Origin of the sequence: Neorhizobium tomejilense, from assembly GCF_964254135.1 — a bacterium.
Taxonomy (GTDB): Bacteria; Pseudomonadota; Alphaproteobacteria; order Rhizobiales; family Rhizobiaceae; genus Neorhizobium; species Neorhizobium tomejilense.
In genome coordinates, this window is record NZ_CAXUSO020000001.1 from 1446851 (window position 1) to 1472485 (window position 25635).

Below are 25635 nucleotides of genomic sequence, written 5' to 3' on the forward strand. Positions count from 1 at the left end.
ATGAAGGTGATCATCTGCGGCGCGGGACAGGTGGGCTACGGCATCGCCGAGCGGCTCGCCCAGGAGGACAATGACGTCTCCGTCATCGATACCTCGGCGACGCTGATCGCTGCGATCACCGAGACGCTCGACGTCAAGGGTTACGTCGGCCACGGCGCTCATCCGGACGTGCTGGAAAAGGCGGGCGCCAAAGACGCCGACATGATCATCGCGGTGACCCTCTATGATGAGGTCAACATCGTTGCCTGCGAAGTGGCGCACGCCCTGTTTTCCGTGCCCACCAAGATCGCCCGCATCCGCGCCCAGAGCTATCTGAAGCCGGAATATGCCGACCTCTTCAGCCGCCAGAACATGTCGATCGACGTGACGATCTCGCCGGAGATCGAGGTCGGCAAGATGGTGCTTCGGCGCATTTCCTTTCCCGGTGCCACCGATGTCGTCCGCTTCGCCGACGATCACATCGCCATGGTGGCGATCGAGTGCATGGAAGACTGCCCGGTGGTCGCCACGCCCCTGCATCAGCTCTCGGACCTCTTTCCCGACCTGATGGCGACGGTGGTCGGCATCTTCAGGAATGGGATCCTGACCGTCGCCCGCTCCGTCGATCAGCTTGAAGTCGGCGATCTCGCCTACGTCATCTGCCAGCGCGAACACATCCGCCGCACGCTCGGCCTGTTCGGTCACGAGGAGCAGGAGGCCCGCCGCATCATCATCGCCGGCGGCGGCAATATCGGATATTACGTCGCCCGCACTATCGAGGAACACCAGCCGAGGACGCGGCTGAAGATCATCGAGAGCGACCGCGAGCGGGCGCTGATCGTCTCCGAGCATCTGCGCAATACGATCGTGCTGCACGGTTCGGCGCTCGACCAGAATATCCTCACCCAGGCCGATATCCAGGATACCGACCTGATGATAACCCTCACCAACAGCGACCAGATCAACATCCTCGGCGCGGTCCTGGCGAAATCGCTCGGCTGCAAGTCGAACCTGGTGCTGATCAACTCCACCTCGTTCCATCAGGTCACCGACGCGCTCGGCATCGACGCGCAGATCAATCCGCGCGCGGTGACGATCTCGCGCGTGCTGCAGCATGTCCGCAAGGGCCGCATCCGTTCCGTCTATGCGGTGCAGAACGGCGCTGCCGAGATTATCGAGGCCGAGGCGCTCGAAACCTCGCCGCTGGTCGGCCGGCCGTTCCGCGAACTCGACCTTCCGGACGGTATCCGTGTCGGCGCGATCTACCGCGGCGAGGCCGTCATCCGCCCGAACGGCGACACCAAGATCAAGGCGCGCGACCGGGTCGTGCTCTTTGCCACCGCCGAAGCCGTGCGTCATGTGGAGCAGCTTTTCCGCGTCTCCATCCAGTATTTCTGACCAGCATTTCCGAAAAGAGCAGGGGATATCGATGTCGAGAATTGCCTATGTGAACGGACAATATGTTCGCCATTCCGACGCCGCGGTGCATGTGGAGGATCGTGGCTTCCAGTTCGCAGACGGCGTCTACGAGGTCTGCGAAGTGCGCCACGGCATGATCGTCGACCTGACCCGCCACCTCAACCGCCTCGACCGGTCGCTGGGTGAACTGAGGATGGCAGCGCCGATGGGCCGCGCGGCGCTCACCTTCGTCATCCGAGAAGTTCTCCGCCGCAACCGGGTGAAGAACGGCATCTTCTACATGCAGGTAACCCGCGGTGCCGCCCGCCGCGACCACTACTTCCCCGCCGAGGGCACGCCGCCGACCATCACGATCACCGCCAAGAGCACCGATCCTTCGGCCGCCGCCAAAAAATATGCCAGTGGTATCAAGGTCATCACCCTGCCTGAGAACCGCTGGGACCGCGTCGACATCAAGACGGTCGGCCTGCTGCCGAACGTGCTTGCCAAGCAGCAGGCGAAGGAGGCCGGCGCTCAGGACGCCATCTTCATCGATCGTTCCGGCATCGTCATGGAAGGTGCCTCTTCGAACGTCTGGATCGTCACGCGGGATGGCGAGCTGGTCACCCGGCCGGCCGAACACGGCATTCTCAAGGGAATCACCCGCACGACCCTCATCGATGTCGCCAAAAAGCTCGGGCTCAAGGTGGTCGAGCGCGAGTTCAAGACGGAAGAGATGCTGGCGGCGCGCGAGGTCTTTTTCACCTCCGCCACCGGGATCTGCGTCCCGATCGTCGAAATCGACAACAAGCCAGTGGCCAATGGCCATCCGGGCACCGTATCGTCAAGTATACGCGACACCTTTTTCGACGTTGCGGAAAAGACGACGATTTGATAGTCAAACATCGGGGAAGGGAAGCACGGGGCGCTTTCCGGTCGCCTCTTATCAAGCTTGATCATGATCCCGGCTTATTGGCCGGCAAAAAAGAAAGAAGCGGCGCTATGGCGGAACGTTCTCAGAACCTGCAGGATTTATTTCTTAATACCGTTCGCAAGCAGAAGATTTCCCTGACGATTTTCCTGATCAACGGGGTCAAGCTGACAGGTGTCGTGACCTCTTTCGACAACTTCTGCGTCCTGCTTCGCCGTGACGGCCACTCTCAGCTCGTGTATAAGCACGCGATCTCGACCATCATGCCGGGCCAGCCCATGCAGATGTTCGAAACCGAAGAGAATGCGGCCTAACAGGACAGAACAGATTTCAAATCGCGATACGTCTAAAGAATCCATGGTCCCGGAGGCTGAAAAGCGCCGGGACGATATGCGCGCACTCGTCATCGTGCCGGTCCTCAAGCAGGCACGGTCGAAGGCGGGGCAGGGCGACTCTAGCCAGGCACCCGCGCCGCAGCGCTCCAACGAAGCCCGCCTCGAAGAGGCGATCGGCCTTGCCAAGGCGATCGACCTCGAGATCGTGCAGGGGCTGATCGTACCGATCAGCCAGCCGCGCCCAGGAACGCTGATGGGCAGCGGCAAGATAGAGGAAATCAAGGCGCTGCTCGACGAGCACGACGCCGGCCTCGTCATCGTCGATCATCCGCTGACCCCGGTGCAGCAGCGCAATCTCGAAAAGGAATGGCAGGCCAAGGTCATCGACCGGACCGGCCTGATCCTCGAGATCTTCGGCCGCCGCGCTTCCACGAAGGAAGGCACGCTGCAGGTCGATCTGGCGCATCTCAATTACCAGAAGGGCCGCCTGGTCCGCAGCTGGACCCACCTTGAACGCCAGCGCGGTGGTGCCGGCTTCATGGGCGGCCCCGGCGAAACCCAGATCGAGGCCGACCGCCGGCTGCTTCAGGAACGCATCGTCAAGCTGGAGCGCGAACTCGAACAGGTCGTGCGCACCCGTCAGCTTCACCGCGCCAAACGCCGCAAGGTGCCGCACCCGATCGTGGCGCTGGTCGGTTATACCAATGCCGGCAAGTCGACGCTGTTCAACCGCATCACCGGCGCCGGCGTGCTTGCCGAGGACATGCTGTTTGCGACGCTCGATCCAACGCTGCGCCGCATGAAGCTGCCGCATGGCCGCACGGTGATCCTCTCCGATACGGTCGGCTTCATCTCCGATCTGCCGACCCATCTGGTCGCCGCCTTCCGCGCCACGCTGGAAGAGGTGCTGGAGGCCGATCTCGTCCTGCATGTGCGCGACATGTCCGACCCGGACAATGCCGCCCAGGCCGGCGACGTGATGCGCATCCTTGCCGATCTCGGCATCGACGAGAAGGAAGCGGCAGCCCGCATCATCGAGGTCTGGAACAAGATCGACCGGCTCGACCCGGAAGCCCATGAGGCGATCGCCGAACGCGCCGTCGGCCGCGAGAACGTCATGGCGGTCTCGGCGATCACGGGCGAGGGCGTCGAGCCCCTGATGGACGAGATCTCGAAACGTCTCTCCGGCGTGCTGACCGAAACCTCGATCACCATCCCGCCGGAAAAGCTCGGCCTCGTCTCCTGGGTCTACAGCAATTCCGTCGTCGACGGCCGTGAGGACAACGAGGACGGCTCCGTCACTCTGGATGTCCGCATGTCCGAGGCCGAGGCAGCCGAACTGGAGCGCAAGCTCGGCAATGGCCTGAAACCGGACAAGGAAGACTGGGAGCGATAGGAGCGCGCTGCGCGCAACTTCGGCAACCGCCGGCAGCGTCATGATGTTGCCGGTTTTTTGCGGTGCAACATGAGCCGACGAGGACGGCCACGATTCTTGCGGTATTATCATCCGCGGGCAGCAAAAACGGGTTTCGCGATGATACAAAATCCACCGAGGGAAGAGACCGGAGCACACCTGGACTACCTGGATGGGTGGAGAGGTATTGCGGTACTCTTCGTGATAGTGGGCCATTTCTGGATCGATGATTTCTGGCCCGGCGTCAGTACCTTCGGGGTGGACCTGTTTTTCGTTCTGTCCGGGCGGTTGATGTCGGAAATTCTGTTCGTCAAGCGGGCGGAACTGCCGACCTTCTTTTTCAGGCGTTTCTCAAGAATTTATCCGGCGCTCTTCGCGTTCGTCGTCATCACGACCCTTGCCTTCCAGGGCACCGAGATTTCGCACGGCCCTGTCGCGGCATTGCTGGCGCTGACGTTCACGATCAACTACGCCATGGTCTATACCCATCCGGTGGCGCTGCTTGATCACCTGTGGTCGCTATGCGTCGAAGAACATGCCTATGTTCTTCTGGCGGGCGTCGCGTTCCTGTCGCGCCGCAGACTGTTTCCTGTCGGGGCTCTGATCGTCGCACTCGGCGCTGCGGCCATGCTGAATGGCCTCATTCGCACGGAACTCGGCGCAAGCGTTCTCTATACCCACTGGCGCAGCGACGTCTCCGTGGCAGGCATATTCATCGCCGGCGGCCTCTGGCTATTCCTGCGCAACCGCCAGGCTCCCTGGTGGGTCTCGCCGCTGGCGCTGTTGATTGCGGTCGTGGCGAAGGGGATGCCGTTTCACGTCCTCTCCTTCGGCCTGTCGACCGCCATGCTGGCACTGTCGATCACCACGATCGACAGCGCGGCGCCGGTCTTCCGCAAGATGCTGTCGGCCAAGGTGCTCACCTATGCCGGCCTGTGGTCCTATTCGCTTTATCTGTGGCAGCAGCCCTTCTACAAGCTTTACCGCGAGGGCGCGGCACCGACCCCGTTGCTGATCCTAGCCGCCGTGCTGGCCGCACTCGCCAGCTTCTACCTGGTGGAAAAACCCTCCCGAACGGCGCTCAACCGTCTCTTCCAGAACCGGATGGAGAAAGTCGTCGCCGCCGGCCGAACAGCGTAGGGAGCCGCAGATAGCGGCCTAGTAGACCCCCGGAACCAGCCTGTATCTGACGCGCTCGCAATAGGTGGCATAGCCCTCCAATTCGGCCCGCAGATGCCTTTCCTCATCGATCAGTCGGGCGACCAGTCCGCCGACGATAGGCGGCACGAGTAGCAGTCCCCAGAGCGATCCGAGCGCAAGCGGGGCGCCTGAGAAAAGAAACATGGCGGAACTGTACATCGGATGTCTCACAAGACCGTAGAGACCGTCGGAGACGACGCTCTGGCTGGGCTGTACGCCCACGGTCGCCGAGGCATAGGAATTCTGCCGGAAGACGGCGAGACAGCCCGCAAATCCGAGAGCGGTCAGAATGTTTCCGACAATGACGAGTGCAACCGGCGTGGACGACCATGAGAAACGGTAATCCAGAGCGGAGACCACATAGAGCGTCAGCATTACCACGCTGTTATAAGCCTGGATGCGCTTCTGCGCGGGCAGCGTTTCCGAACCCGGCCCGGCGCTCAGCCGTTTCTCCGCAAGCTCGGGGCTGTGCGTCACCACATACCAGCCGGTTCCGATCGTCCAGGCGGTGAAGTTCGCCAGGTAGAGCCAGGCCTGCCAGTAGTCCAACGTGCCCGCGCAAGCGAATATCAGGATTGCCAGGAAGGCCATGAAGATTGCGGTGATCTTGGCCGTTCGCAGGCCGAGCCGATTGCTTTGCTCCTGCATGTCACTGTCCCGATCTGATATGATCGGGAAGTAGGTAATCTCCTTGCTGCGGCGATCAAGAGGTCGGGCGGGACCGTCAGCCGAGCTTCCGTTCGATCGCCTTGGCGGCCTGCCAGAGTTCTTCCATGCGTTCCAGCGTGGCAGCTTCCAGCGTCTCATTCGATTGTTGAAGAGATGTTTCTATATAATTGAATCGCCGCCTGAATTTCGTATTGGTGCCGCGCAGCGCCTCTTCCGGATCTGCTTTCACATGCCGGCCGATATTGACCAGCGCGAAGATGAGATCGCCGAGTTCGTCGGTAACCTTGTCCTGGTTTCCGTCGCGCAGAGCTTCGCGCAGTTCCCCGATCTCCTCCTCGATCTTGTCGAGGATCGGTTCGGCCGCCGACCAGTCGAAGCCGACCTTTGCCGCCCGCTGCTGCAGCTTCAACGCCTCGGTCAGGGCCGGCTGGTTGCGGTGGACGCTGCCCAGGTATCCGGCCTTGAAATCTTCCGTAATGCCCCGTCGTGCCCGCCGCTCTGCCCGCTCGCGCTTCTCTTCCGTCTTGATGTCGTCCCATTGCAGCTTCACCGCATCCGGCGTCGCGGCATCCGAAACGGCAAAGACATGCGGATGCCGGCGGATCATCTTTTCGGTGATCGCCTGGACGACGTCGCCGAAAGAGAATTCGCCGGCTTCCTCGGCCATGCGGGCGTGGAAGACCACCTGCAGCAGCAAGTCGCCCAACTCCTCGCAGAGATCGTTCATGTCGTTACGCTCGATCGCATCGGCGACCTCATAGGCCTCCTCGATCGTATAGGGCTTGATGGTCGAAAAATTCTGTTCGAGGTCCCAGGGGCAGCCGGTGACGGGTGTCCTGAGCGCCGCCATGATCTCGATCAGCCGCGAAATATCCTTCGATGCTTCCATCATCTTGTCCTTCAATGCCGGATGTCAGGCGAGCGGAATGGTGTTTTTGTCCTTGCCGGACTGGTAGACGCCGGAAAGCCCGTCATATCGGGCTTTGATCCGGCTGGTCTGGGTCTTGAGACCGGCACGGAGCGGCTCGTCTTCGCTCTCGACCAGATCGGCAATTGCGTAGGAATGCCAGAAGGCATTGTTGCGCCGGTAACCGCCGGGCTCCAGGCCGAAAACCTCTTTGAGGATCTTCAGGTCATGCGGGATGGCGAAGGCGTCGCGCGAATCTTCGTGGCTGAAAAAATAGTAGAAATTGTCGAAACCGGCCCAGGTGATCGCCGACATGCACATCGTGCAAGGTTCGTGAGTCGAGAGGAAAATCAGGTCTTTGGTGGGAAGATCTCGTGTGGTTTCGTAAAAGCGCTTCAGCGTGTGCACCTCGCCGTGCCACAGCGGATTTTCGAGCTCGTTGTTGGTTTCGGCAATCACCAGCGACAGATCGGATCTCTTGAGGATCGCCGCGCCGAAAACCTTGTTGCCGGCGGCGACGCCTTTTTCCGTCAGGGGCAGGATGTCGTTTTCGATGACGTCGAGAAGGCGGGCGGCGATTGTCATGGGAACTCTTTATTGCAAGGTGTCTAGGCAGTTTATGGCGCGGAACGAAAGGATCGGGGCAAAAAACACTGTAGTCTACAGAAATACTGGAGAAATATCGTCTGTGGTGGCTTTTGCTCAAGAACCGGTTGATCGTAAAACAGAAATACCGGCTCCCAATCCACTTCGCATATCCATTCCTTCAATTCCGATGCCTTATTGTGGATATTGCAGTTATATGATTCAGGATAACCGCATGTCTCCAAGCCAACAACGCCTGTCGGTCTTCCCGGCTTTCTTCCGCGTCAGCGGACGGAGCGTTGTCGTGTTCGGCAATGGCGACGAAGCCTATGCCAAGGCCCGGCTGCTGCGCAACACCGATGCGGACATCGTTGCTTACGTCTCCGCACCTGATCAGGATTATGCCGGCTGGCTGGCCGCTCAGGGCATCGAAACCAGTCATTCGGATTTCTCGCCGGATCAGCTCGCAGATCAGGTCAAGGGCGCGGTGATGGTGTTTGCCGCAACCGGCGACGCGGCCCTGGATCGTTCGATCGTCACTGCGGCCCGCGCCGAAAAGGTCCCGGCCAATGCCGTCGACCAGCCCGATTTCTGTGACTTCTACACGCCGGCCCTCGTCAACCGCGCGCCGGTGGCGATCGCCATCGGCACCGAGGGCGCCGGCCCGGTTCTCGCCCAGATGATCCGCGCCCGCATCGACCAGATGCTGTCGCCATCGCTCGGCGTTCTCGCCCGTCTCGCCGCGGAATATCGCGATGCCGCCGAACGCCTGGTGCCGCGCGGCGTATCGCGCCGGATCTTCTGGCGCCGCTTCTTCTCGGCCGATGTCGCAAGCGCCGTCGATGCCAACGATATCGCCACCGCCCGCCGCTCGGCCAATGCGCTGCTGTCGACCACCGGTCGCGCCGCAGGTCATGTCTGGCTGGTCGGGGCCGGCCCGGGTGCCGAGGATCTTTTGACGCTGCGTGCCCAGCGCGTGCTGATGGAAGCCGATGCGATCGTCTTTGACGCGCTGGTGCCGCAGGCGATCGTCGACATGGGCCGCCGCGATGCCGAGCGCCTGTCGGTCGGCAAGCGCAAAAGCTGCCATTCGAAGTCTCAAGACGAAATCAACAAGCTGCTGGTCAGGCTCGGCCGCGAAGGCAAGCGCGTCGTGCGCCTCAAGTCCGGCGATCCGCTGGTCTATGGCCGCGCCGGCGAGGAAATGGCAGCGCTCCGCGACGCCGGTGTCACTTACGAGATCGTACCGGGCATCACCTCCGCTTTTGCCGCAGCTGCCGATTTCGAGCTGCCGCTGACGCTGCGTGGCGTTGCCTCGTCGCTGATCTTCACCACCGGCCATGACCTGACCGGCGACGTTCTGCCCGACTGGGCGAGCCTTGCGATCTCCGGCGCGACGATCGCCGTCTATATGGGCCGCACGGTCGCCGCCTCCGTCGCCGAACGGCTGATGGGCGCCGGCCTTGCCCCGGAAACCACCGTCGCCGTGATCGAGAACGCCAGCCGCGCCGACCGCCGGCTCTTCCACGGCGTTCTTCGCGAGTTGCCGGACCTGGAAGCGCGCGACGATCTTTCCGGCCCGGTCATGGTGATCATCGGCGAAGCCGTCGCCGGTGCGAATTTCGAAAAGTCCGAACCGCTTTCCCATGGTAAGATGCCGGTTCGCGAGGAAATGGAACAGACAAGATGACCGACAAGGTTTTGACCGCCAACCGCCTTTCCGACGGCATCGCCGTCTGGCTCGATGCGAACGGCCAGTGGGTGGAAAACCTGCAGGACGCGATCGTCGCGCGCCATCCCGAGGCCGTGGCCTCGCTGGAAGCGATCGGCAAGCGCGATTTTGCGCAAAACCTGGTTGTTGACGTCGCTGTCATCGACGTGCAGGAGCAGGACGGCAAGCTCTGGCCGCTGCGTCTTCGCGAACGTATTCGTGCCCAGGGCCCGACCATGGAATATGCTGCCGGTTACCGCCCCGCCGATCCGGCCTTCATCGCAGTTTGAGGAAGTCATGTACCGTTACGACGAATTCGACCACGCTTTTGTTTCGAGCCGCGTGGAGCAGTTCCGCGATCAGGTCGGCCGCCGCCTCGCCGGTGAGCTGGCCGAGGACGCGTTCAAGCCGCTGCGCCTGATGAACGGGGTCTACCTCCAGCTTCACGCCTACATGCTGCGCGTCGCGATCCCCTACGGGACGCTGAACGGCAAGCAGATGCGGATGCTCGCCCATATCGCCCGCAAGTATGACCGCGGTTACGGGCATTTCACCACCCGCCAGAACATCCAGTACAACTGGCCGAAACTCTCCGACACGCCGGATATCCTGGCCGAGCTCGCAAGCGTCGAGATGCATGCGCTGCAGACCTCGGGCAACTGCATTCGCAACGTCACCGCCGACCATTTCGCCGGTGCTGCCGCCGATGAAGTCGCCGATCCCAGGCCTTACGCCGAGATTCTGCGCCAGTGGTCTTCGGTCCACCCGGAATTCTCTTATCTGCCGCGCAAGTTCAAGATTGCCGTCACCGGCGCCGACCGCGACCGCGCCGCGATCCAGGTGCACGACATCGGCCTGCACCTGAAGAAGAGCGAGGATGGTCAGATCGGTTTTGCGGTCTATGTCGGCGGCGGGCAGGGCCGTACGCCGATGATCGCCAAGAAGATCAAGGATTTTCTTCCCGAGGAAGACCTGCTCTCCTACACGACCGCGATCATGCGCGTGTACAATCTGCACGGCCGCCGCGACAACAAGTACAAGGCGCGCATCAAGATCCTCGTGCATGAGACCGGCGCCGAGGAACTGGCCCGCCAGGTGGAGGAGGAATTCTCCCACCTGCAGGGCACCGAGCTGAAGCTGCCGGAGAAAGACATCCAGGCGATCGCCGCCTATTTCGCGCCGCCGGCTCTTCCCGACCGGGCCGAAGGCTGGCCGCAGCTCGCCGGCTGGAAAAAGACCGACGAGAATTTCGCCCGCTGGGTCGATCAAAACGTCAAGCCGCACAAACATCCCGACTACGGCATGGTCACCATCTCGCTGAAGCCGATCGGCGGCATTCCGGGCGACGCCTCCGACGTGCAGATGGACGCGATCGCCGATCTGGCGGAAGAGTTCGCCTTCGACGAGATCCGCATCAGCCACGAGCAGAACGTCATCCTGCCGCATGTGGCGCTGGCCGATCTCGAGCCGCTGTACAGGGCGCTGGTCGCCCATAATCTCGCGACCGCCAATGCCGGGCTGATCACCGACATCATCGCCTGTCCCGGGCTGGACTATTGCGCGCTGGCGAATGCCCGTTCGATCCCGCTGTCGCAGGAGATCTCCACCCGCTTCGGATCGCCGGAGCGCCAGGCCGAGATCGGCGAGCTCAAGATCAAGATTTCCGGATGCATCAATGCCTGCGGCCATCACCATGTCGGCCATATCGGCCTCCTGGGCGTCGAGAAGAAGGGTGCCGAGCTTTATCAGATCACGCTCGGCGGTTCCGGCGACGAGAACACCTCGATCGGCGAGATCATCGGCCGCGGTTTCGAGCCGAACAAGGTGACCGACGCGGTGGAAACCATCGTCGACACCTATCTCGGCCTTCGCCTCGCCAAGGAGGAGACCTTCCTCGAAGCCTATCGCCGTGTCGGGCCGCAGCCTTTCAAGGAAGCGCTCTATGGCGATGCCAAGGCGGAGGCGGCGTGATGACCAGACTCTGGAGAGAAACCGGCTTCGTCGAAAACGACCCCTGGGTGATCGAGACCGAAGAGGTGACGGCGACCGAGGACCAGAAGGTGCTGCTGCCGCTCGACGAGATGATCGCCCGCGCCGAGGAGAGCAACGACGTCGGCCTCGGCGTGCTGATCCGCCCGGCGGACGACGTGCGCAAGCTCGAACCCTATCTCTACCGCATCGAGATCGTCGCGGTGGATTTCCCGGCCTTCAACGACGGCCGCGCCTTTTCGCATGCCTCGCTGCTGCGCGACCGGCTCGGCTACAGGAACGAGTTGCGCGCGGTCGGCGACGTGCTGATCGACCAGGTGCCGCTGATGCTGCGCTGTGGCATAGACAGCTTTTCGGTGAAGAACGCCACGGCGCTGAAGCGGCTCGAGGAGGGCCGGCTGCCGGGCATCGCCGAACACTACCAGCCGACGGCCCGCCACGCCGAAAAGGGCGAGGGCTACAGCTGGCGGCGCCGCACCGTGACGGCCTGAGGCCGGGGAACGACCGGCCGAAAGGTGAATTTCCCGCACATATTTTCTGAAAGGCCCGCGACAAAGGCACGCGGATGCCTTCAAATGCGGGACCAGATGGTATATTTCGCTTTTGCGAAGAACGACGAGACGAAGAGACCGATAGGCATGAACGCTCCAGCAAAGACGGAAGAATTCGCAGTGGCCCAGGTTCAGGCAAAGATTCCGGACGGCGTTTATGCCGAGACGGTGCTCGCCGTCGAGCATTATACCGACCGCCTGTTCCGCTTCCGCATGACGCGGCCGGCCGGTTTCCGCTTCCGCTCCGGCGAGTTCGCGATGATCGGCCTGATGGTCGGCGACAAGCCGGTCTACCGCGCCTATTCGATCGCCAGCCCGGCCTGGGACGAGGAACTCGAGTTCTTCTCGATCAAGGTGCCGGACGGACCGCTGACCTCGCACCTGCAGGCGATCAAGCCGGGCGACACGGTGCTGATGCGCAAGAAGCCGACCGGCACGCTGGTGCTCGATGCGCTGACGCCCGGCAAGCGGCTCTACATGTTCTCGACCGGCACCGGCATCGCGCCCTTCGCCAGCCTGATCCGCGACCCCGAGACCTACGAAAAGTTCGACGAGGTCATCCTCACCCATACCTGCCGCGACATCGCCGAGCTGAAATACGGTTTCGACCTGGTGCACGAGATCAACAACCACGAATTTCTGCACGAGATCGTCGGCACCAAGCTCAAGCATTACCCGACCGTGACCCGCGAGGATTTCAAATATCGCGGCCGCATCACCGACCTGATCGAGTCGGCCAAGCTGTTCACCGATCTCGGCGTCCCGGCGCTCGACCCGGCCGTCGACCGCGGCATGATCTGCGGCTCGACCGCGATGCTGAAGGACACCAAGGACCTGCTCGAAAAGGCCGGCCTCGTCGAAGGCTCCAACAACAAGCCCGGCGAGTTCGTCATCGAACGGGCATTTGTGGGGTGAGAGGCGACGGCCTGCGGCCGGCAAAACGCTCCAGTGGAGCGTTTTGAGCCTCGAACGCCCTGAGCCAAAGCGAAGGGCCGGGGGCGGTGCGGCATACGCGGCCCCTGCACCACCGAGACGGCGCTGCTGGATTCCTGTCACAAGGACAGGAATGAGGGGACGTGTGGCTGCGCCAGATCGCCCCCTACTGCCCCAGCAGGTCGCGAAGGCTCCAGGGTTCGTCGCCGGATTGGTCGGCGATGTCGTCCACCTTCCAGCCGCCGTTTTCGCGCACCAGCGTATAGAAGAGCGTCGCCGACAGCTTGCCGTTGCGGAAGGACACTTCCAGCTCGGCCGTGTCGCCGAAAACGATCGGCGGGGAAAGCTGGATATTGCTGGCGACGCCATCCTGTCCGGCCAGGATCGGATCGAAATCCACCGCCCCGCCATTCGCCGTCAGGCTCTCGTTGAGCGCATCGGAAAAATAGGCGGAATAGGGCGAGGGCGCATCGTCCTCGGCCGGGTCGATCGTGTCGGCATAAAGCGATTTGATCAGGGCCTGCGGCGACTTGTAGACCCGCGCCTCGGCGCCGGCCGCAGCCAGCAGGGAAAACAGCAGTCCGAAAACGATGGCCGGCATGCGCATGGGTGAGTCGTTTCCCGTTTGGATGTAAGGAGATGATTAGGGGATGGAGGGGTGGAAGGATAGGGGGGAGTGAGTATTAAAGGTTACGTTCAAGGGCTGTTACCTTCCCATCCAGTCTATTAGCTGGTTAGCAACATTCGGATTGAAATTTCAACTAAGCGTTTACTGTTTCATCCCAATCGCCGATCGATACATGCCACGTGATATCTCCGCTACCCGGGGTATCTGTCCATCCTGCGTCGCTTTGAGGAGCCTTTTCACCGATTTCGACTTGATGCTACTTACGTCGATGTTCAAAGACGCTATTAGATCTATCCAACGTCTTGCGGGTTTGTCTTCATCAAGCTTATAGAGAATGCGTCGATCCTCCTCTAAGCGCCCATCGAAGTAGTGCAGCCACCTTTCTGGTGAAATACCTTCAAGTAAAAGGTCCGCAGAGCCCTGGGCAGCTCGGGAAAGACCCCAGCGATTCCCAAGTTTCACGCAAAGAGCAGCTGTCATACATGCGGCAAATGCCGGTCCGGGAATGGAGCTCCCGAGATTTGCCAGTTCGCGCATTGGAGCGGGCTCATTGTAAAAATTGTCATGGCCTTCGTGAGCGGCAATTACACTTGCCGCAACTTTCATAAATGTTGAAGATCGGAGATTTTCAGGAACATAGTCAAATCCCGATACTCTAACGAGGACGGTATGAAGCCCTTTTAGGCTGTCTTTTCGACCTTCATTGTACTCTTCAGCGTAAACCTGACCTATCTGCCACCGCTCTGGATCTTTAAGATTCGGCCAAAACTCCGGCACAATCAGCAATGCATTCCTGGCAGTATGCTCAAGTTGCGCACCCTTTGCCGATCTAAACAGGGACATCAATACGCTGACTGCTGTCCTTACAAAGAAATATGGGGAGGCGCGTAGACGGATAAGCTCGGGGCTATCAACCGTAAGAGTCTCTGAAGCCAATTTATTCCTGAATAATTTGAAATCTTCGGCTGCACCTATATTTTCATGGCCCAATACCCCTTGAACGCATACTCGCAGGCATGAGATAGCGTCCTCCCTAGTCATTATTTCTTCTTCGTAGCCATTTTCTTCATGCCCACTCAGCCCTGCGAAATAAGTTACGATTTCCTGCGAGTGAAAGAGACGCTTGCTCTGAAGCGGGCTAATCATTCCGAGGTCGAGCGCCAAGGAAATTGCTTCGGAGTCGGAGATGGCGGTTGCAATATCCGTAAACTCACCGATTTCCGGCCGCTGAAGCAATTCGCCTATAAATTCAGAGCCAAGAGCACTGAGTTGCCGCTTAAGTAGAGCCATGGTCCGCGTCCAAACATACGTGGAAGCGACTTCGAAGTTCTCTGCTGCAAAATTAGTTGCGATTTGATGCCGCTCTCGGTCCCGTAATTGGAGCGCGCGGGCGGTTATTTGTTGTGGGTCAGATACCGAATCAAGAATTGCTGGGGCATTGTTCGCTTTCCAGAGAGCAATTTGATCATTGGGCATTTTGTGCTCCCTGATAAACGGTCAAACCATCTTGAGATCTAAATAGAGCGCACTTTAGTTCGGAACCCACAAGACTCTTAACGCCCTCAAATGCTCGACGCCGTGCACCTCCAACTGGCGTCGTCTTGGCATCCTTTTCGCCGCGCTTTTTAGCAACTTCCTTATAGAAGACGCGATAAGCAGTTACTTGTCCTTCTTCATCGAACACAACTATTCCATCAGATTGCATCATTCCAACCAGCAAAGCTTCCGATCGCTGAAGTTCAAGTATAGATTCGGAGCTATTTATTGTTCTGTAGGAATTAAAGGCCGCATGTAGATTAAGAGGAGGGGTAATCTTCACTGCATCATTCATCCCCCTAACCTTGTTTATGTCGTTTGCTTGACGGCATACGAGAATGCTTCCATGGCTCATATTCAGGGATTTATTTAGTAAATTTCGAAAATATACCGAAAATCCATCAGTAGTGGTATTTGAAGTGCACGCGATACTGAATTTCTGCAGGGCTAAGCCTTCTTCATCTGCGGTGCGTGTTGTTGAAAAAGCGATCCTGAGGGTATTGCCGCGAGCTCCCGTCATGAGCACCGTCTTAGGGTCTATTTTTTCAATGACAACAACGAAACCGGGCTGCGCGCTCAGGGAGACCATCTCTCTTAAATCAAGTGATGTAGGACTTTCAAGAAAGGAAAGAACTCCAAATTTAACATTGCTTCCGTCCTCTCTCCGCTCCACAAAAATTACCCATCCAGCCGCCGCTAGATTGGCACATTGCTTCAATATTTTTTTGCCGGACTCCCCTGAGTAAGAATCTTCTCCAATTACAATGAACTTCCCGCCAGGCAGCGCCTTTGCGAAATCAGCAATGCTGTTACACAGCACGAGTTTTGGATTTAAGACGACGCCTTCTTCTTCATAGCGCTGAAGCGCGCCAGAGAGAAAAGCCAGCAGTTTAATTGATTGGAGACATTCACATCCCTCGTAGTCGAGAAACTGTGAAACGGCGCCCGTTGTAGATTCCTGCATTGACACCGTTTTATGCTCGACCACGAAACGTCCTCTGCTACTTCGGGATGTGGGGGAGCATATTGCAATTTTGCGCAGTTCTTTCAATCCAAAAGTAGCATTAGCCTTGATGTTGTTATGCTGTTGGAGGCATACCGCCTCACTCATTGCTTTTGAATTTCTTGGTCCCTAAAGTTCACGCGGCTTACCGCCCCGGCCGCCCCGTCTTCCCCTTGGTCCGGCTCTTCCGCTTCTGTTCGCCCGCATCCTCATAACTTCCCGCACCGACCTTGCCGCGCACGAGGGGGCGGGGATCGTCGGTGGATCCTCGGGTTGAACCCGAGGACGAGGATGACGGCAGAGAGGTTGAGGATGACGGTTTCGGCGGAAGCTTGCCGGTGACTGGTTTTTCGGTGCGGCCGACGGTCATTTCGTCGAGGTCGTTCTTGCGGAACAGCGATGGCTTGGCGGGTTCGGCGATGTCGCGGCCCATGTCGTCGAGGTTGGGTTTGGCGAAAAGGGAGGTCGAGGGTGTGGTTTCCCCCTCATCCGCCCTTCGGGCACCTTCTCCCCCTTGGGTAGAAGGGGACTCGCGGCGAGGTTTTGCTCCGCTTTTGCCGTTTCCGCCCTTGCCGTTGCCGCCCTTGCCACTGCCGCCTTCGACGGCGCGGGCTTCGTCGCGGGCGATCGGGTCGTCCATGACGGCGAGTTCGGCGGCCTTGAGGCGTTTGATTTCGTCGCGCAGGCGCGCGGCCTTTTCGAAGTCGAGGTCGGCGGCGGCGTCGCGCATCGATTTTTCGAGCGCATTGAGATGGGCCTGCAGGTTGTTGCCGACCAGGTGGCCGCCATCCGCAAAACCCTTGCCGGAGACGCCGGAAATGTCGGCGCGGACGTGGTCGCGCTCGTAGACCGAGTCGAGGATGTCGGAGATCCGTGCCTTCACCGATTCCGGCGTGATGCCGTTGGCGGTGTTGTATTCCATCTGCTTTTCGCGGCGGCGGGCGGTTTCGTCCATGGCGCGCTGCATCGAGCCGGTGATCTTGTCGGCATAAAGGATGACCTTGCCGTCGACGTTACGCGCGGCACGCCCGATGGTCTGGATCAGCGACGTCTCCGAGCGCAAAAAGCCTTCCTTGTCGGCGTCGAGGATGGCGACGAAGGCGCATTCGGGAATGTCGAGGCCCTCGCGCAGAAGGTTGATGCCGACCAGGACGTCAAAGGCGCCGAGGCGCAGGTCGCGGATGATCTCGATGCGCTCCAGCGTGTCGATGTCCGAGTGCATGTAGCGCACGCGAACCCCCTGTTCATGCAGGTATTCGGTCAAATCTTCGGCCATGCGCTTGGTGAGCACGGTGCAGAGCGTCCGGTACCCCTTGGCGGCGGTCTCGCGGATTTCGCCGAGCACGTCGTCGACCTGGGAGCGGGCGGAACGGACTTCCACCGGCGGGTCGATCAGGCCGGTCGGGCGGATCACCTGTTCGGCGAACACGCCACCGGACTGTTCCATCTCCCAGTTGCCGGGCGTCGCCGAGACGGCGACGGTGAGCGGGCGCATTGCATCCCATTCCTCGAAGCGCAGCGGCCGGTTGTCCATGCACGACGGCAAGCGGAAACCGTATTCGGCGAGCGTCGCTTTTCGTCTGAAGTCGCCCCGGTACATGCCGCCGATCTGGCTGACCGAGACATGGCTTTCATCGATGAACAGCAGGGCGTTGTCGGGGATGTATTCGAACAGGGTCGGCGGCGGCTCGCCGGGATTGCGGCCGGTGAGATAACGCGAATAGTTCTCGATGCCGGCGCAGGAGCCGGTCGCCTCCAGCATCTCGATATCGTAGCGGGTGCGCTGTTCCAGCCGCTGGGCTTCGAGCAAGCGGCCGCCCTTTTCGAGCTCGGCGAGGCGCAGCTTCAGCTCTTCCTTGATCGCCTTGATGGCGCCGTTCAGCGTCGGGCGCGGGGTGACGTAATGCGAATTGGCGTAGATCTTCACCGATTTCAGGTCGCCGACCTTGTGGCCGGTGAGCGGATCGAACTCGGTGATCGCATCGATCTCGTCGCCGAACATCGAGATGCGCCAGGCGGCATCCTCAAGATGGGCCGGGAAGATCTCGATCGTGTCGCCGCGCACGCGAAACGAGCCGCGCACGAAATTCAGGTCCTGGCGCTTGTATTGCTGGGCCACCAAGTCTGCCAACAATTGACGTTGATCCAATCGGTCGCCGACCGACATCTGGAAGGTCATCGCCGTATAGGTCTCGACCGAGCCGATACCGTAGATGCAGGAGACCGAGGCGACGATGATGCAGTCGTCGCGCTCCAGCAGCGAACGGGTGGCGGAGTGGCGCATCCGGTCGATCTGTTCGTTGATCGACGATTCCTTCTCGATGAACGTGTCGGAGCGCGGCACATAGGCTTCCGGCTGGTAATAGTCGTAATAGGAGACGAAATATTCGACCGCGTTGTCCGGGAAGAAGTTCTTGAACTCGGAATAGAGCTGCGCCGCCAGCGTCTTGTTGGGCGCCAGGATCACGGCCGGGCGCTGGGTCGCCTCGATTACCTTGGCCATGGTGAAGGTTTTGCCCGAGCCGGTGACGCCGAGCAGGACCTGGGAGCGCTCGTTGTCGTTGATGCCTGCCACGAGGTCGCGGATGGCGGTCGGCTGGTCGCCGGCCGGCTCGTAGTCGGACGCCATGCGGATGGTGACGCCGCCCTCGGATTTTTCCGGCCGGGCGGGGCGGTGCGGCGTCCACAGCTTGCCGTCCTTGAACAGCGGATTGCCGCTCTCGATCAGCGCCGACAGCGCTTCCACGGTGGCGGTGACCGCGCCGGAGGCGAGGTTTTCGGCATCCTCCAGCGACGTATCCATGCCGGCGACCGGGTTGAGCCCGGCGCGGGCCCGCGTCTTCGGATCCGACGAGGCGCCGATCGACACGCCGCGGGCGGTCTTCGAGGCAGTGGTGTTTTTGGCCGTCGTCGGGGCCGACTTGGCGGCCTTGATGGCTTCCTCACGCGCCGCGATCTCTATTCTCTTGCGATGCTTGCCGGCCTTGGAGGCAATCTCGCGCTGCGTCTCGACGCCCGACGCTTCCGCCTCCGCCTCGAGCTGCTTCACCCAGTCGGATACGCTGCCTTGCAGAGGCGCGCCTTCGAACGACGATTGCGGGGCCTCCTCGAAACCGTTGTGATTTTTCGGGTTCGAGGCGGGCGATTTTTTCGGTGATCTGGCCATGCCGCGAATATGGAGAGACTCGTCGCGAAAGTGAAGAGGGGCAGGTCACAAAACGAGTACAAAAGGGAAACGGATTTTTGGGGCAAGACGGCAAGCCGCCGGCGTTCGTCGGCCCTGAAGCCTATTGCTTGAAGACATTCCCGCGGTGCCATTCAAGATAGTGCGGATGAGGCCGAAGCCGCTTCTCCGACGGAACTCTTGCTATCATGTCGCTGACAAGGAGATGGGACACATCCGCGTTCAGTTGCCGCGAGCAGAGTATCCGATACTCGTCCGAAAGCGACAACAGACCACGGTCGAACATCCAATGGACGGTGCCGGAGAGCGCGATGCCGTTCTGCACGGAATCGTTGCCTCCACGTTCTACCGGAATGATATGAGCTGCTTCAACTTCGGGGCGCCCACCGCCGTTGGTGAGGCGTAGGCCGGTAAAAGCACATGTTCGGTCGTAGATTTTGCGTACATGTTGGCGGAACTTCGCCTCCCGGAATGGACGGTTGATGGTCTGCGAGATGATTGGGCGTTCATAGGCGCCTGCCAGATAGGGCGCTTGTTCCGGCTCTTCCATCGCGTCCGGTGAGTGGGCTCCATCGATCGAGTCGGTCCGTTGCGGCCATTCGTCTGGGTCAGATAATCCAGTTGCGACAATGGCTGCGAATTCTCGATCCTCGATGAGCCTCACGGCTTGGACACTTCGGCCGCTGTTGATCGAGCCGTCAGGCATGACGAGTTTTTCTCGAAGCCGCCCCGCTCGACGTAGCCGATTGGCCTGTCGAAATCCATGTAGCCAGAGAGGAACGCATAGTGATGGTCAGGCATATCCGGATCGGGTTCAACAGCAACGACCTGAGAAAGGCCGGAATAATAGCGGCTGCCCATCCCGGGGATCGGGCCGTAGTAGACAATCCAGTCCCCGACAGTTTGGAGCACCCTGGATAAGTACATCTTCGGAAAGTGATATTGGACTCCGGTTACATCCTTATAGGCGCTATCGGGCTTGTGATAGAAAATGGCTTTGACCATACCGTGTCCATACCTGATTGAGCCAAACCTATCGTTAGGTTCCGGCCAACCTCAAGGGCTTGTTATGAGGTTTGGACAGTTTTCCTACGCCACCTGGCGCTGGATGACGGCGCGGCGGCTTTCGATCCAGCCGGGGATGCGTTCGGCCGGCATCGGGCGGCCGAAGAAATAGCCCTGGGCGAATTCGCAGCCGAGCGCTTTCAGCGCCTTGGCCTCCTCCTCGCTCTCGACGCCTTCGACCACCACTTCCATCGACAGCGCCCGGCCGAGCCCGGCCATGGCGCCGACGATTTCCTGGTTCTGGCGGCTGAGATGGACGTTGGTGATGAAGCGGCGGTCGAGTTTCAGCCGGTCGACCTTGAGCGCCACCAGATAGGCGAGCGAGGAATGGCCCGCACCGAAATCGTCGACCGCGAGCTTGTAGCCGGATCGCTCGATGCGCTTCAGCTGCTCGCCGGCGACCAGCGTGTCGAGGATCGCCTCTTCGGTGATCTCGATCTCGAACAGCGCCGGATCGATGCGGTGGGCGGCGGTGATGCGGTCGAGCACGTCGGTGACCGAGTAGAGGTCGAACTCGCGCGGCGAGACGTTGATGGCGACGGTCGCCCGCGGCAGGCCGAGCGCGGGCAGGCGGGTCAGCAGGCCGCAGGCCGCTTCGGCGATGGTCGCGGTCAGCCGGTCGGCAAGATTGGCGGCCTGGGCTGCGGCGACGATTTCCGGCGGCGCGATCGGCCCGAGATAGGGATGGTGCCAGCGCACCAGCGCCTCGAAACCGGTGATCTCCTGGGAGGCGAGGTCGACCTGCGGCTGGAACCAGGCTTCGACGTCGCCGGCATCCAGCGCGTCGGCGAGTTCGTGCTCGATCTGGTTCTGGCGGTCGGCCTGGGAGCGGAAGGCGGGCTCGAATTCGCGCCACTGGCGCCGGCCGCCGTCCTTGGCCCGGTAGAGCGCCATGTCGGCGCTGATGAACAGGTCTTCGGCGGTATCCGCATGCAGCGGAAAAAACGCAAGCCCGATCGAGGTGCCGACCACGGTCGGCTGGCCTTCGAGCATGACCGGCTGCCGGCTGCGATCGAGGATGCCTGCCGCCAGGTCGCGCGCGCGTTTCCCCGCATCGGAGCCGCCGAGAATGATCGCGAACTCGTCGCCGCCGAGCCGGGCGATGGTGCCCCGGCCGTCGACGGCCGAGCGCAACCGGTCGCTGACCTCGACGAGCAGGGCATCGCCGGCGCTGTGACCGAGCGTATCGTTGACCGTCTTGAAGCGGTCGAGATCGAGGATGAGGAGGGCCAGTTGCTCCTCCGCGGCGCGGGCGGCGGAAATTCCGGTATCGAGGGCGGTATTGAAGGCGGCTCGGTTGGCGAGCCCGGTCAGCGGATCGCAATTGGCGAGCACTTCCAGCCGGTAGTTGGCGCGCAGGATGTTCGAATTGGCACTGGAGAGGGAATCGGCAAGCGCCGTCGCCTTCAGTTTGCCAAGCACGTTGCCGACGAATGTCGCCTCGCTGGTGCGGCTGCTGCGGATCAGTACCATCGTCAGCGCCACGACGTCGATGGTGAGGAGCCAGCCGCCGGCGCCGCCGCTGACGGCAAGCGAGGCCATCACCGAGATGTTGGGCGGTATCGCGAAGGCGAGGGAAACCGGGTTGTGTCCGACGCCCATGAGGACCGCGCCGGTCGCCATGCCGCACATGATCAGATAGAGGCCGCTATCTCCGCCAAGCGCATTGAAATCGGGCACGGTCAGCGGAAGAGCCGCCCAGGCGAGGCCGCTGACGAGCGCTCCGAAGGTCAGCACATCCAGTGCCTGCTGCGGAGCATGTTCCACGGTTTCCCAACGCGTCAGGATCGAGGCCAGTGCGACACGCAGGACCAGGCTTGCGATCACCGCCGTGAACCAGAGGCCGGCCGAAAGGGTCAGGCCACGGTCGATCGTGGTGACGAAAAGCGCCGAAGCGGATATCGCGGCATTGGTGGCAAGCGTCGAGGTCAGGCGTTCGAGCATGGTCGAAGCCTGTGCTCGCTTCACGTCCAGTGCGAGGGCCGGGTCGATTTGACCTGTTCTGAGTTCGGCTTCCATCGATCTGCTTGTGCTGGAGTTCCGATGCCGGCAGTATCCAATGGCGGCGATAAGAAAGTCTTGCATTCGAGGGATCTTCTTCAACCCAACCGGGTTATCCTGAATGAAAAGGTAATCGGCCGTTCGTGGCGCCTCAATATTGGGCGGATGCTCTTGGATTGTTCCGATAGCCCGGTAGTGCCGTAGATTCGATTTCTCCCGTAGCGCTGGAACTTCCGTCGCTGTCACGAATTACAAATTGTCCATGTCACGAAATGGCCGCAATTCCTGTTGGTTTCCACCACATTTTTTCGGGACTCTAAGGGGGTCCAACGAGGAGTGATTCAATGGCTCTTCCCACCCCGACCCTGGCCGCCATCCGGTACGGTTATGGTCTTCGTCCCGGCGAAGAGCCGCCCCGTGATGTCGAGGCGCTGCTGGGACAGATCGAGGAAGGGGCTTCCGGAAAGCCCCGTTTTCCGCGCGAAGGTATAGCTGGCCGGCTAGACACGGCAACCCGTGTCGTTTCGCTCCTTGCCGCCGAGGCGAAAGCCCGCAAGGCCGGCAATCCGAACGAAGACGTCCGCAAGGCGACCCAGAGCGAGGCGCGGCGCATCTACCGGCAGGATGCGATGGCGCGGCTTGCCCAGGCGATCCATTCGCCGCTCGGTTTCTATGAGCGCCTTGCGAGTTTCTGGGTCGACCATTTCTCGACCAGCGTAATGAAGTCGCTGCCGATGCGGATGATCGTGCCGCTCTACGAAGCGCAGGCGATCCGCCCCAATCTCGGCGGCTCCTTCAGCAGGCTGCTGTCCGCCGCCATCCTGCATCCGGCCATGCTGATCTATCTCGACCAGGACCAGAGCGTCGGGCCTGACTCCGTTGCCGCCCGCAAGAACGGCCGCGGGCTCAATGAAAACCTCGGCCGCGAGCTGCTCGAACTCCACACCCTGGGCGCCGGCAGCGGCTATACCCAGGAGGACGTTCGGGCCGCAGCGCTGATCCTGACGGGACTTTCCGTCGACAATCGCGCCATGCAGGTCGTCTATCAGCCTCGGTTCGCCGAGGCGGGACCCGTCAATCTGCTCGGCCGGACCTATCGGGACGACGAGGGCGATGGCCAGGACCACGTGCTGATGCTCGAAGACCTGGCCGCCAACCCGAAGACCGCGCAGCATATCTGCGGCAAGCTCGTCCGCCATTTCGTCGCCGACGACGCGCCCGCGGAGATGGTCGCGGCGATGGTTGTGGCCTGGACGAAGAGCCGCGGCAATCTGACCGAGGTTTATCGCGCCATGCTCGCCCATCCGCGTGCCTGGTCGGATCCCGGCCGGAAGATCAAGCAGCCGTTCGAATTCGTGGTCTCCGGCTTCCGCGCGCTCGATCTGCCGGAGAGGAATTTCGGCAATCTGCTGCGCGACATGGACGACGGCGACGAAGACGAGAACCCGGTCCAGAAAGCCATGGACCTGACCGGCATGGCGGCGCGGGAAGACACCAAGAAGAAGGCGGGGCGCGCCAATGCCCTGACGCTCGGCGCCCTGCAGCGCATGGGCCAGCCGATCTGGCAGCCGCCGAGCCCCGCAGGTTTTGCGGACGAAGCCGGCGTATGGCTGACCCCGAGCCAACTGAGCGAGCGGATTTCATGGTCGCGAATGGTTGCGCGTATCTTCGGGCAGAAGATGGAGCCTTCCGTCTTCCTTCAGGCCGCACTTGCCGATGCCGCGCATCCGGAGACCAGCGGGATCATTGCGCAAGCACCCAACAAGGTTCACGGCATCACGATGGTGCTGGCGTCCCCTGAATTCAACAGGAGATAGGAAATGAGCTTTCAACACGGCTTTCCTTTGTCTCGCCGCGGATTTCTGGCCGGCGCCTGCTGCGCGGCGGGGGCCTCCATCATAACGCCGGTGAGTTTTGCTGCGATGCCGGGCGACAACCGGTTCGTGACCATCATCCTGCGCGGCGCCATGGACGGGCTCGATTTCGTCCAGCCATACGGCGATCCGGCCTATGCGGCGCTGAGGCCGAAGCTGGGCTTGAGGCCCGATACCGGCCTCATCGATCTCGACGGTTTCTTCGGGCTCAATCCGGCGGCCTCCGCGCTAATGCCGTTGTGGCAGGCGGGCGAACTCTCCTTCGTGCACGCGGTCTCTACGCCCTATCGGGACCAGCGCAGCCATTTCGATGGTCAGGACATGCTGGAGACCGGCGGCAACGGCAAGGGCGAGCGCACCGGCTGGCTGAACCGCACGCTCGCGGTCATCCCGCGCTCGAACGCCCGCAAGGCGATCGACATCAATACCTCGATGGAACTGATCCTCAGCGGTCCGAACGAGGCGGACTCCTGGTCGTCCCAGAGCAACTTCGCGCTTGCCGAAGACGAGATCGCCTTTCTAGACCGCCTCTATGCCGGCGATCCGGCGTTTGCGAAAGCCATGGAGGAGGCGAAGAAGACCGACATATCGGCGGACTCCCTTTACGCCGACAGCAAGCGTGGCGCGGGTATTGCCGACGTCGCGCGGCTTGCCGGCGGCATGTTGCGCGAGGACTACCGGATCGCCAGCTTCTCGATCAACGGTTGGGACACCCATGTGGGCCAGCAGGGGCAGTTCAAAAAAGCGGTCGGCGATCTCTCAACCGCGATCCTCACGCTGAAGGCAGCGCTCGGCGAAGACGCCTGGAAGAAGACAGTCGTGCTGGCGATGACCGAATTCGGCCGCACGGCACGCGAAAACGGCACCAAGGGCACCGACCACGGAACCGGCGGGCTAGCGGTGCTCGCCGGCGGAGCGATCCCCGGCGGCAAGGTTTTGGGCAAATGGCCGGGCCTTTCCGAAGACAAGCTGCTCGACCGCCGTGACCTGATGCCGACCGGCGACGTGCGCGAGGTCGCCGCCGCCATGCTCTACAGGCAGTTCGGCATCGAGCCGGACACTCTCACCGCCAAGGTCTTTCCCGGCCTGAGTTTCGATACGTCCTCGGCCTATCTGAGGGGGTAGGCGGGCGGGGTTGCGCTATGTCAGGATGTCGTAGACGCGAAAGATCCAATAGAACTGGTAGGCGAGCGCGAAGATGACGAATGCCGCGTGGTAGCGCCGGTCGGTGGTGATCGCGGCGATGATGCCGAGCACGATATAGACCACGGTGCGGGCTGGATATTCGTAGCCAAGCGACAGGAAATAATCCCATCCCTTCAGCGCCGTATCGATGATGTCGGTGACGAGCATTGCCGCCAGGAAACCGAAGAACCAGGTCCGCCGCGACAGGAAATAATGTTCGTAGCTGTCGTAATCCTGCATCGAGGTCGGAAAGAGCAGGGCGCAGAGGAAGAAGAACAGCGCGCAAAAGGCGATCAGGAAGAGATAGGCCGCAAATCCGATGACCGGCAGGGCGTGCAGCCGGTATTCCCACCACCAGAAATGCACCAGAAACAGGAACAGGAACGCCACCCAGCCGAGATGGACGGGGTAGATGCGGGCGGCGCGCGGATGCTGGACGATGCCGGCGAGGCCGTTCAGCAGCCGCGCCAGGCTGAGGCTCACCACCATGCCCATGACCACGCGGATATGCGTGAAGGTTTCGGCGGCGGTTACGGCGGCGTCCATCGCTGTTCCTC

23 protein-coding genes are annotated in these 25635 nt (G+C 61.2%); 12 read left to right on the forward strand and 11 right to left on the reverse strand.

The annotated features are described in order from the left end of the window. The 5 genes from trkA to ACSQ3G_RS07500 all read left to right on the forward strand — a co-directional run bounded on the left by trkA (position 1) and on the right by ACSQ3G_RS07500 (position 5197). Positions 1 to 1377, forward strand: a complete 1377-nt coding sequence (trkA, locus tag ACSQ3G_RS07480; protein WP_436109554.1) for a Trk system potassium transporter TrkA — start codon at positions 1 to 3, stop codon at positions 1375 to 1377. Positions 1378 to 1408: 31 nt separating this feature from the next. Continuing rightward, positions 1409 to 2272, forward strand: a complete 864-nt coding sequence (locus tag ACSQ3G_RS07485) for a D-amino-acid transaminase (RefSeq protein ID WP_436109555.1) — start codon at positions 1409 to 1411, stop codon at positions 2270 to 2272. A 107-nt stretch (positions 2273 to 2379) separates the two neighbouring features. Further along, positions 2380 to 2622 carry an RNA chaperone Hfq gene (gene hfq / locus ACSQ3G_RS07490; protein ID WP_007757453.1) on the forward strand — a complete coding sequence of 81 codons (243 nt, stop codon included), beginning with the start codon at positions 2380 to 2382 and terminating at the stop codon, positions 2620 to 2622. 43 nt (positions 2623 to 2665) lie between these two features. Beyond that, on the forward strand, positions 2666 to 4039 hold the full coding sequence (gene hflX / locus ACSQ3G_RS07495) for a GTPase HflX (RefSeq protein WP_205412913.1): 1374 nt from the start codon (positions 2666 to 2668) through the stop codon (positions 4037 to 4039). A 138-nt stretch (positions 4040 to 4177) separates the two neighbouring features. After that, positions 4178 to 5197 carry an acyltransferase family protein gene (locus tag ACSQ3G_RS07500; protein WP_436109556.1) on the forward strand — a complete coding sequence of 340 codons (1020 nt, stop codon included), beginning with the start codon at positions 4178 to 4180 and terminating at the stop codon, positions 5195 to 5197. Between the two features lie 18 nt (positions 5198 to 5215). Here ACSQ3G_RS07500 and ACSQ3G_RS07505 read toward each other — a convergent pair whose 3' ends face one another. From ACSQ3G_RS07505 to ACSQ3G_RS07515, 3 genes are all read right to left on the reverse strand, one after another. After that, the gene (locus ACSQ3G_RS07505; RefSeq protein ID WP_436109557.1) at positions 5216 to 5905 is read right to left on the reverse strand and encodes a methyltransferase family protein; all 690 of its coding nucleotides are present in this window, start codon (positions 5903 to 5905) and stop codon (positions 5216 to 5218) included. Between the two features lie 76 nt (positions 5906 to 5981). Next, complete coding sequence (gene mazG, locus ACSQ3G_RS07510) at positions 5982 to 6815, reverse strand: nucleoside triphosphate pyrophosphohydrolase (RefSeq protein ID WP_436111681.1); 834 nt, start codon at positions 6813 to 6815, stop codon at positions 5982 to 5984. Between the two features lie 24 nt (positions 6816 to 6839). Then, the gene (locus ACSQ3G_RS07515; RefSeq protein ID WP_105401273.1) at positions 6840 to 7418 is read right to left on the reverse strand and encodes a deaminase; all 579 of its coding nucleotides are present in this window, start codon (positions 7416 to 7418) and stop codon (positions 6840 to 6842) included. A 235-nt stretch (positions 7419 to 7653) separates the two neighbouring features. Here ACSQ3G_RS07515 and cysG point away from each other — a divergent pair, with 235 nt between their 5' ends. From cysG to ACSQ3G_RS07540, 5 genes are all read left to right on the forward strand, one after another. Continuing rightward, positions 7654 to 9108, forward strand: coding sequence for a siroheme synthase CysG (gene cysG, locus ACSQ3G_RS07520; RefSeq protein ID WP_436109558.1), 1455 nt, complete (start codon positions 7654 to 7656; stop codon positions 9106 to 9108). Further along, on the forward strand, positions 9105 to 9419 hold the full coding sequence (locus tag ACSQ3G_RS07525) for a DUF2849 domain-containing protein (protein WP_105401274.1): 315 nt from the start codon (positions 9105 to 9107) through the stop codon (positions 9417 to 9419). Before cysG ends, ACSQ3G_RS07525 begins: the two co-directional genes overlap by 4 nt. A gap of 7 nt (positions 9420 to 9426) precedes the next feature. Then, on the forward strand, positions 9427 to 11100 hold the full coding sequence (locus ACSQ3G_RS07530; protein ID WP_436109559.1) for a nitrite/sulfite reductase: 1674 nt from the start codon (positions 9427 to 9429) through the stop codon (positions 11098 to 11100). Then, positions 11100 to 11609, forward strand: coding sequence for a DUF934 domain-containing protein (locus ACSQ3G_RS07535; RefSeq protein WP_436109560.1), 510 nt, complete (start codon positions 11100 to 11102; stop codon positions 11607 to 11609). Before ACSQ3G_RS07530 ends, ACSQ3G_RS07535 begins: the two co-directional genes overlap by 1 nt. Before the next feature lie 147 nt (positions 11610 to 11756). Further along, positions 11757 to 12584, forward strand: coding sequence for a ferredoxin--NADP reductase (locus ACSQ3G_RS07540; protein ID WP_436109561.1), 828 nt, complete (start codon positions 11757 to 11759; stop codon positions 12582 to 12584). A 184-nt stretch (positions 12585 to 12768) separates the two neighbouring features. Here the strand turns inward: ACSQ3G_RS07540 and ACSQ3G_RS07545 are convergent, their stop codons facing one another. The 7 genes from ACSQ3G_RS07545 to ACSQ3G_RS07575 form a co-directional block, all read right to left on the reverse strand. Further along, positions 12769 to 13209 carry a YqhG/Tai3 family protein gene (locus ACSQ3G_RS07545; RefSeq protein ID WP_436109562.1) on the reverse strand — a complete coding sequence of 147 codons (441 nt, stop codon included), beginning with the start codon at positions 13207 to 13209 and terminating at the stop codon, positions 12769 to 12771. Between the two features lie 162 nt (positions 13210 to 13371). Further along, complete coding sequence (locus ACSQ3G_RS07550; RefSeq protein WP_436109563.1) at positions 13372 to 14706, reverse strand: hypothetical protein; 1335 nt, start codon at positions 14704 to 14706, stop codon at positions 13372 to 13374. Beyond that, positions 14696 to 15877 (reverse strand): hypothetical protein, encoded by a 1182-nt coding sequence (locus tag ACSQ3G_RS07555; protein WP_436109564.1) that lies wholly within the window; start codon positions 15875 to 15877, stop codon positions 14696 to 14698. The genes ACSQ3G_RS07550 and ACSQ3G_RS07555 overlap by 11 nt, the downstream gene beginning before the upstream one ends. 37 nt (positions 15878 to 15914) lie before the next feature. After that, a complete protein-coding gene (uvrB, locus tag ACSQ3G_RS07560) occupies positions 15915 to 18935 on the reverse strand; it encodes an excinuclease ABC subunit UvrB (protein WP_436109565.1) in 3021 nt (1006 codons plus the stop codon). A 121-nt stretch (positions 18936 to 19056) separates the two neighbouring features. After that, the gene (locus ACSQ3G_RS07565) at positions 19057 to 19659 is read right to left on the reverse strand and encodes an HNH endonuclease (RefSeq protein ID WP_436109566.1); all 603 of its coding nucleotides are present in this window, start codon (positions 19657 to 19659) and stop codon (positions 19057 to 19059) included. Next, positions 19614 to 19958 carry a hypothetical protein gene (locus tag ACSQ3G_RS07570; RefSeq protein ID WP_436109567.1) on the reverse strand — a complete coding sequence of 115 codons (345 nt, stop codon included), beginning with the start codon at positions 19956 to 19958 and terminating at the stop codon, positions 19614 to 19616. Before ACSQ3G_RS07570 ends, ACSQ3G_RS07565 begins: the two co-directional genes overlap by 46 nt. Before the next feature lie 84 nt (positions 19959 to 20042). Continuing rightward, entirely contained in the window at positions 20043 to 22037 is a 1995-nt protein-coding gene (locus ACSQ3G_RS07575; RefSeq protein ID WP_436109568.1) for a putative bifunctional diguanylate cyclase/phosphodiesterase, read from the reverse strand. A gap of 326 nt (positions 22038 to 22363) precedes the next feature. Between ACSQ3G_RS07575 and ACSQ3G_RS07580 the strand changes: the two genes are divergently transcribed. Further along, positions 22364 to 23836, forward strand: coding sequence for a DUF1800 domain-containing protein (locus tag ACSQ3G_RS07580; RefSeq protein ID WP_436109569.1), 1473 nt, complete (start codon positions 22364 to 22366; stop codon positions 23834 to 23836). A gap of 3 nt (positions 23837 to 23839) precedes the next feature. Then, on the forward strand, positions 23840 to 25018 hold the full coding sequence (locus tag ACSQ3G_RS07585) for a DUF1501 domain-containing protein (protein ID WP_105440487.1): 1179 nt from the start codon (positions 23840 to 23842) through the stop codon (positions 25016 to 25018). Between the two features lie 15 nt (positions 25019 to 25033). On the opposite strand, the gene ACSQ3G_RS07590 is transcribed toward ACSQ3G_RS07585, so the two are convergent. Then, on the reverse strand, positions 25034 to 25624 hold the full coding sequence (locus ACSQ3G_RS07590) for a hypothetical protein (RefSeq protein WP_436109570.1): 591 nt from the start codon (positions 25622 to 25624) through the stop codon (positions 25034 to 25036). Between the last annotated feature and the right edge of the window lie 11 nt (positions 25625 to 25635).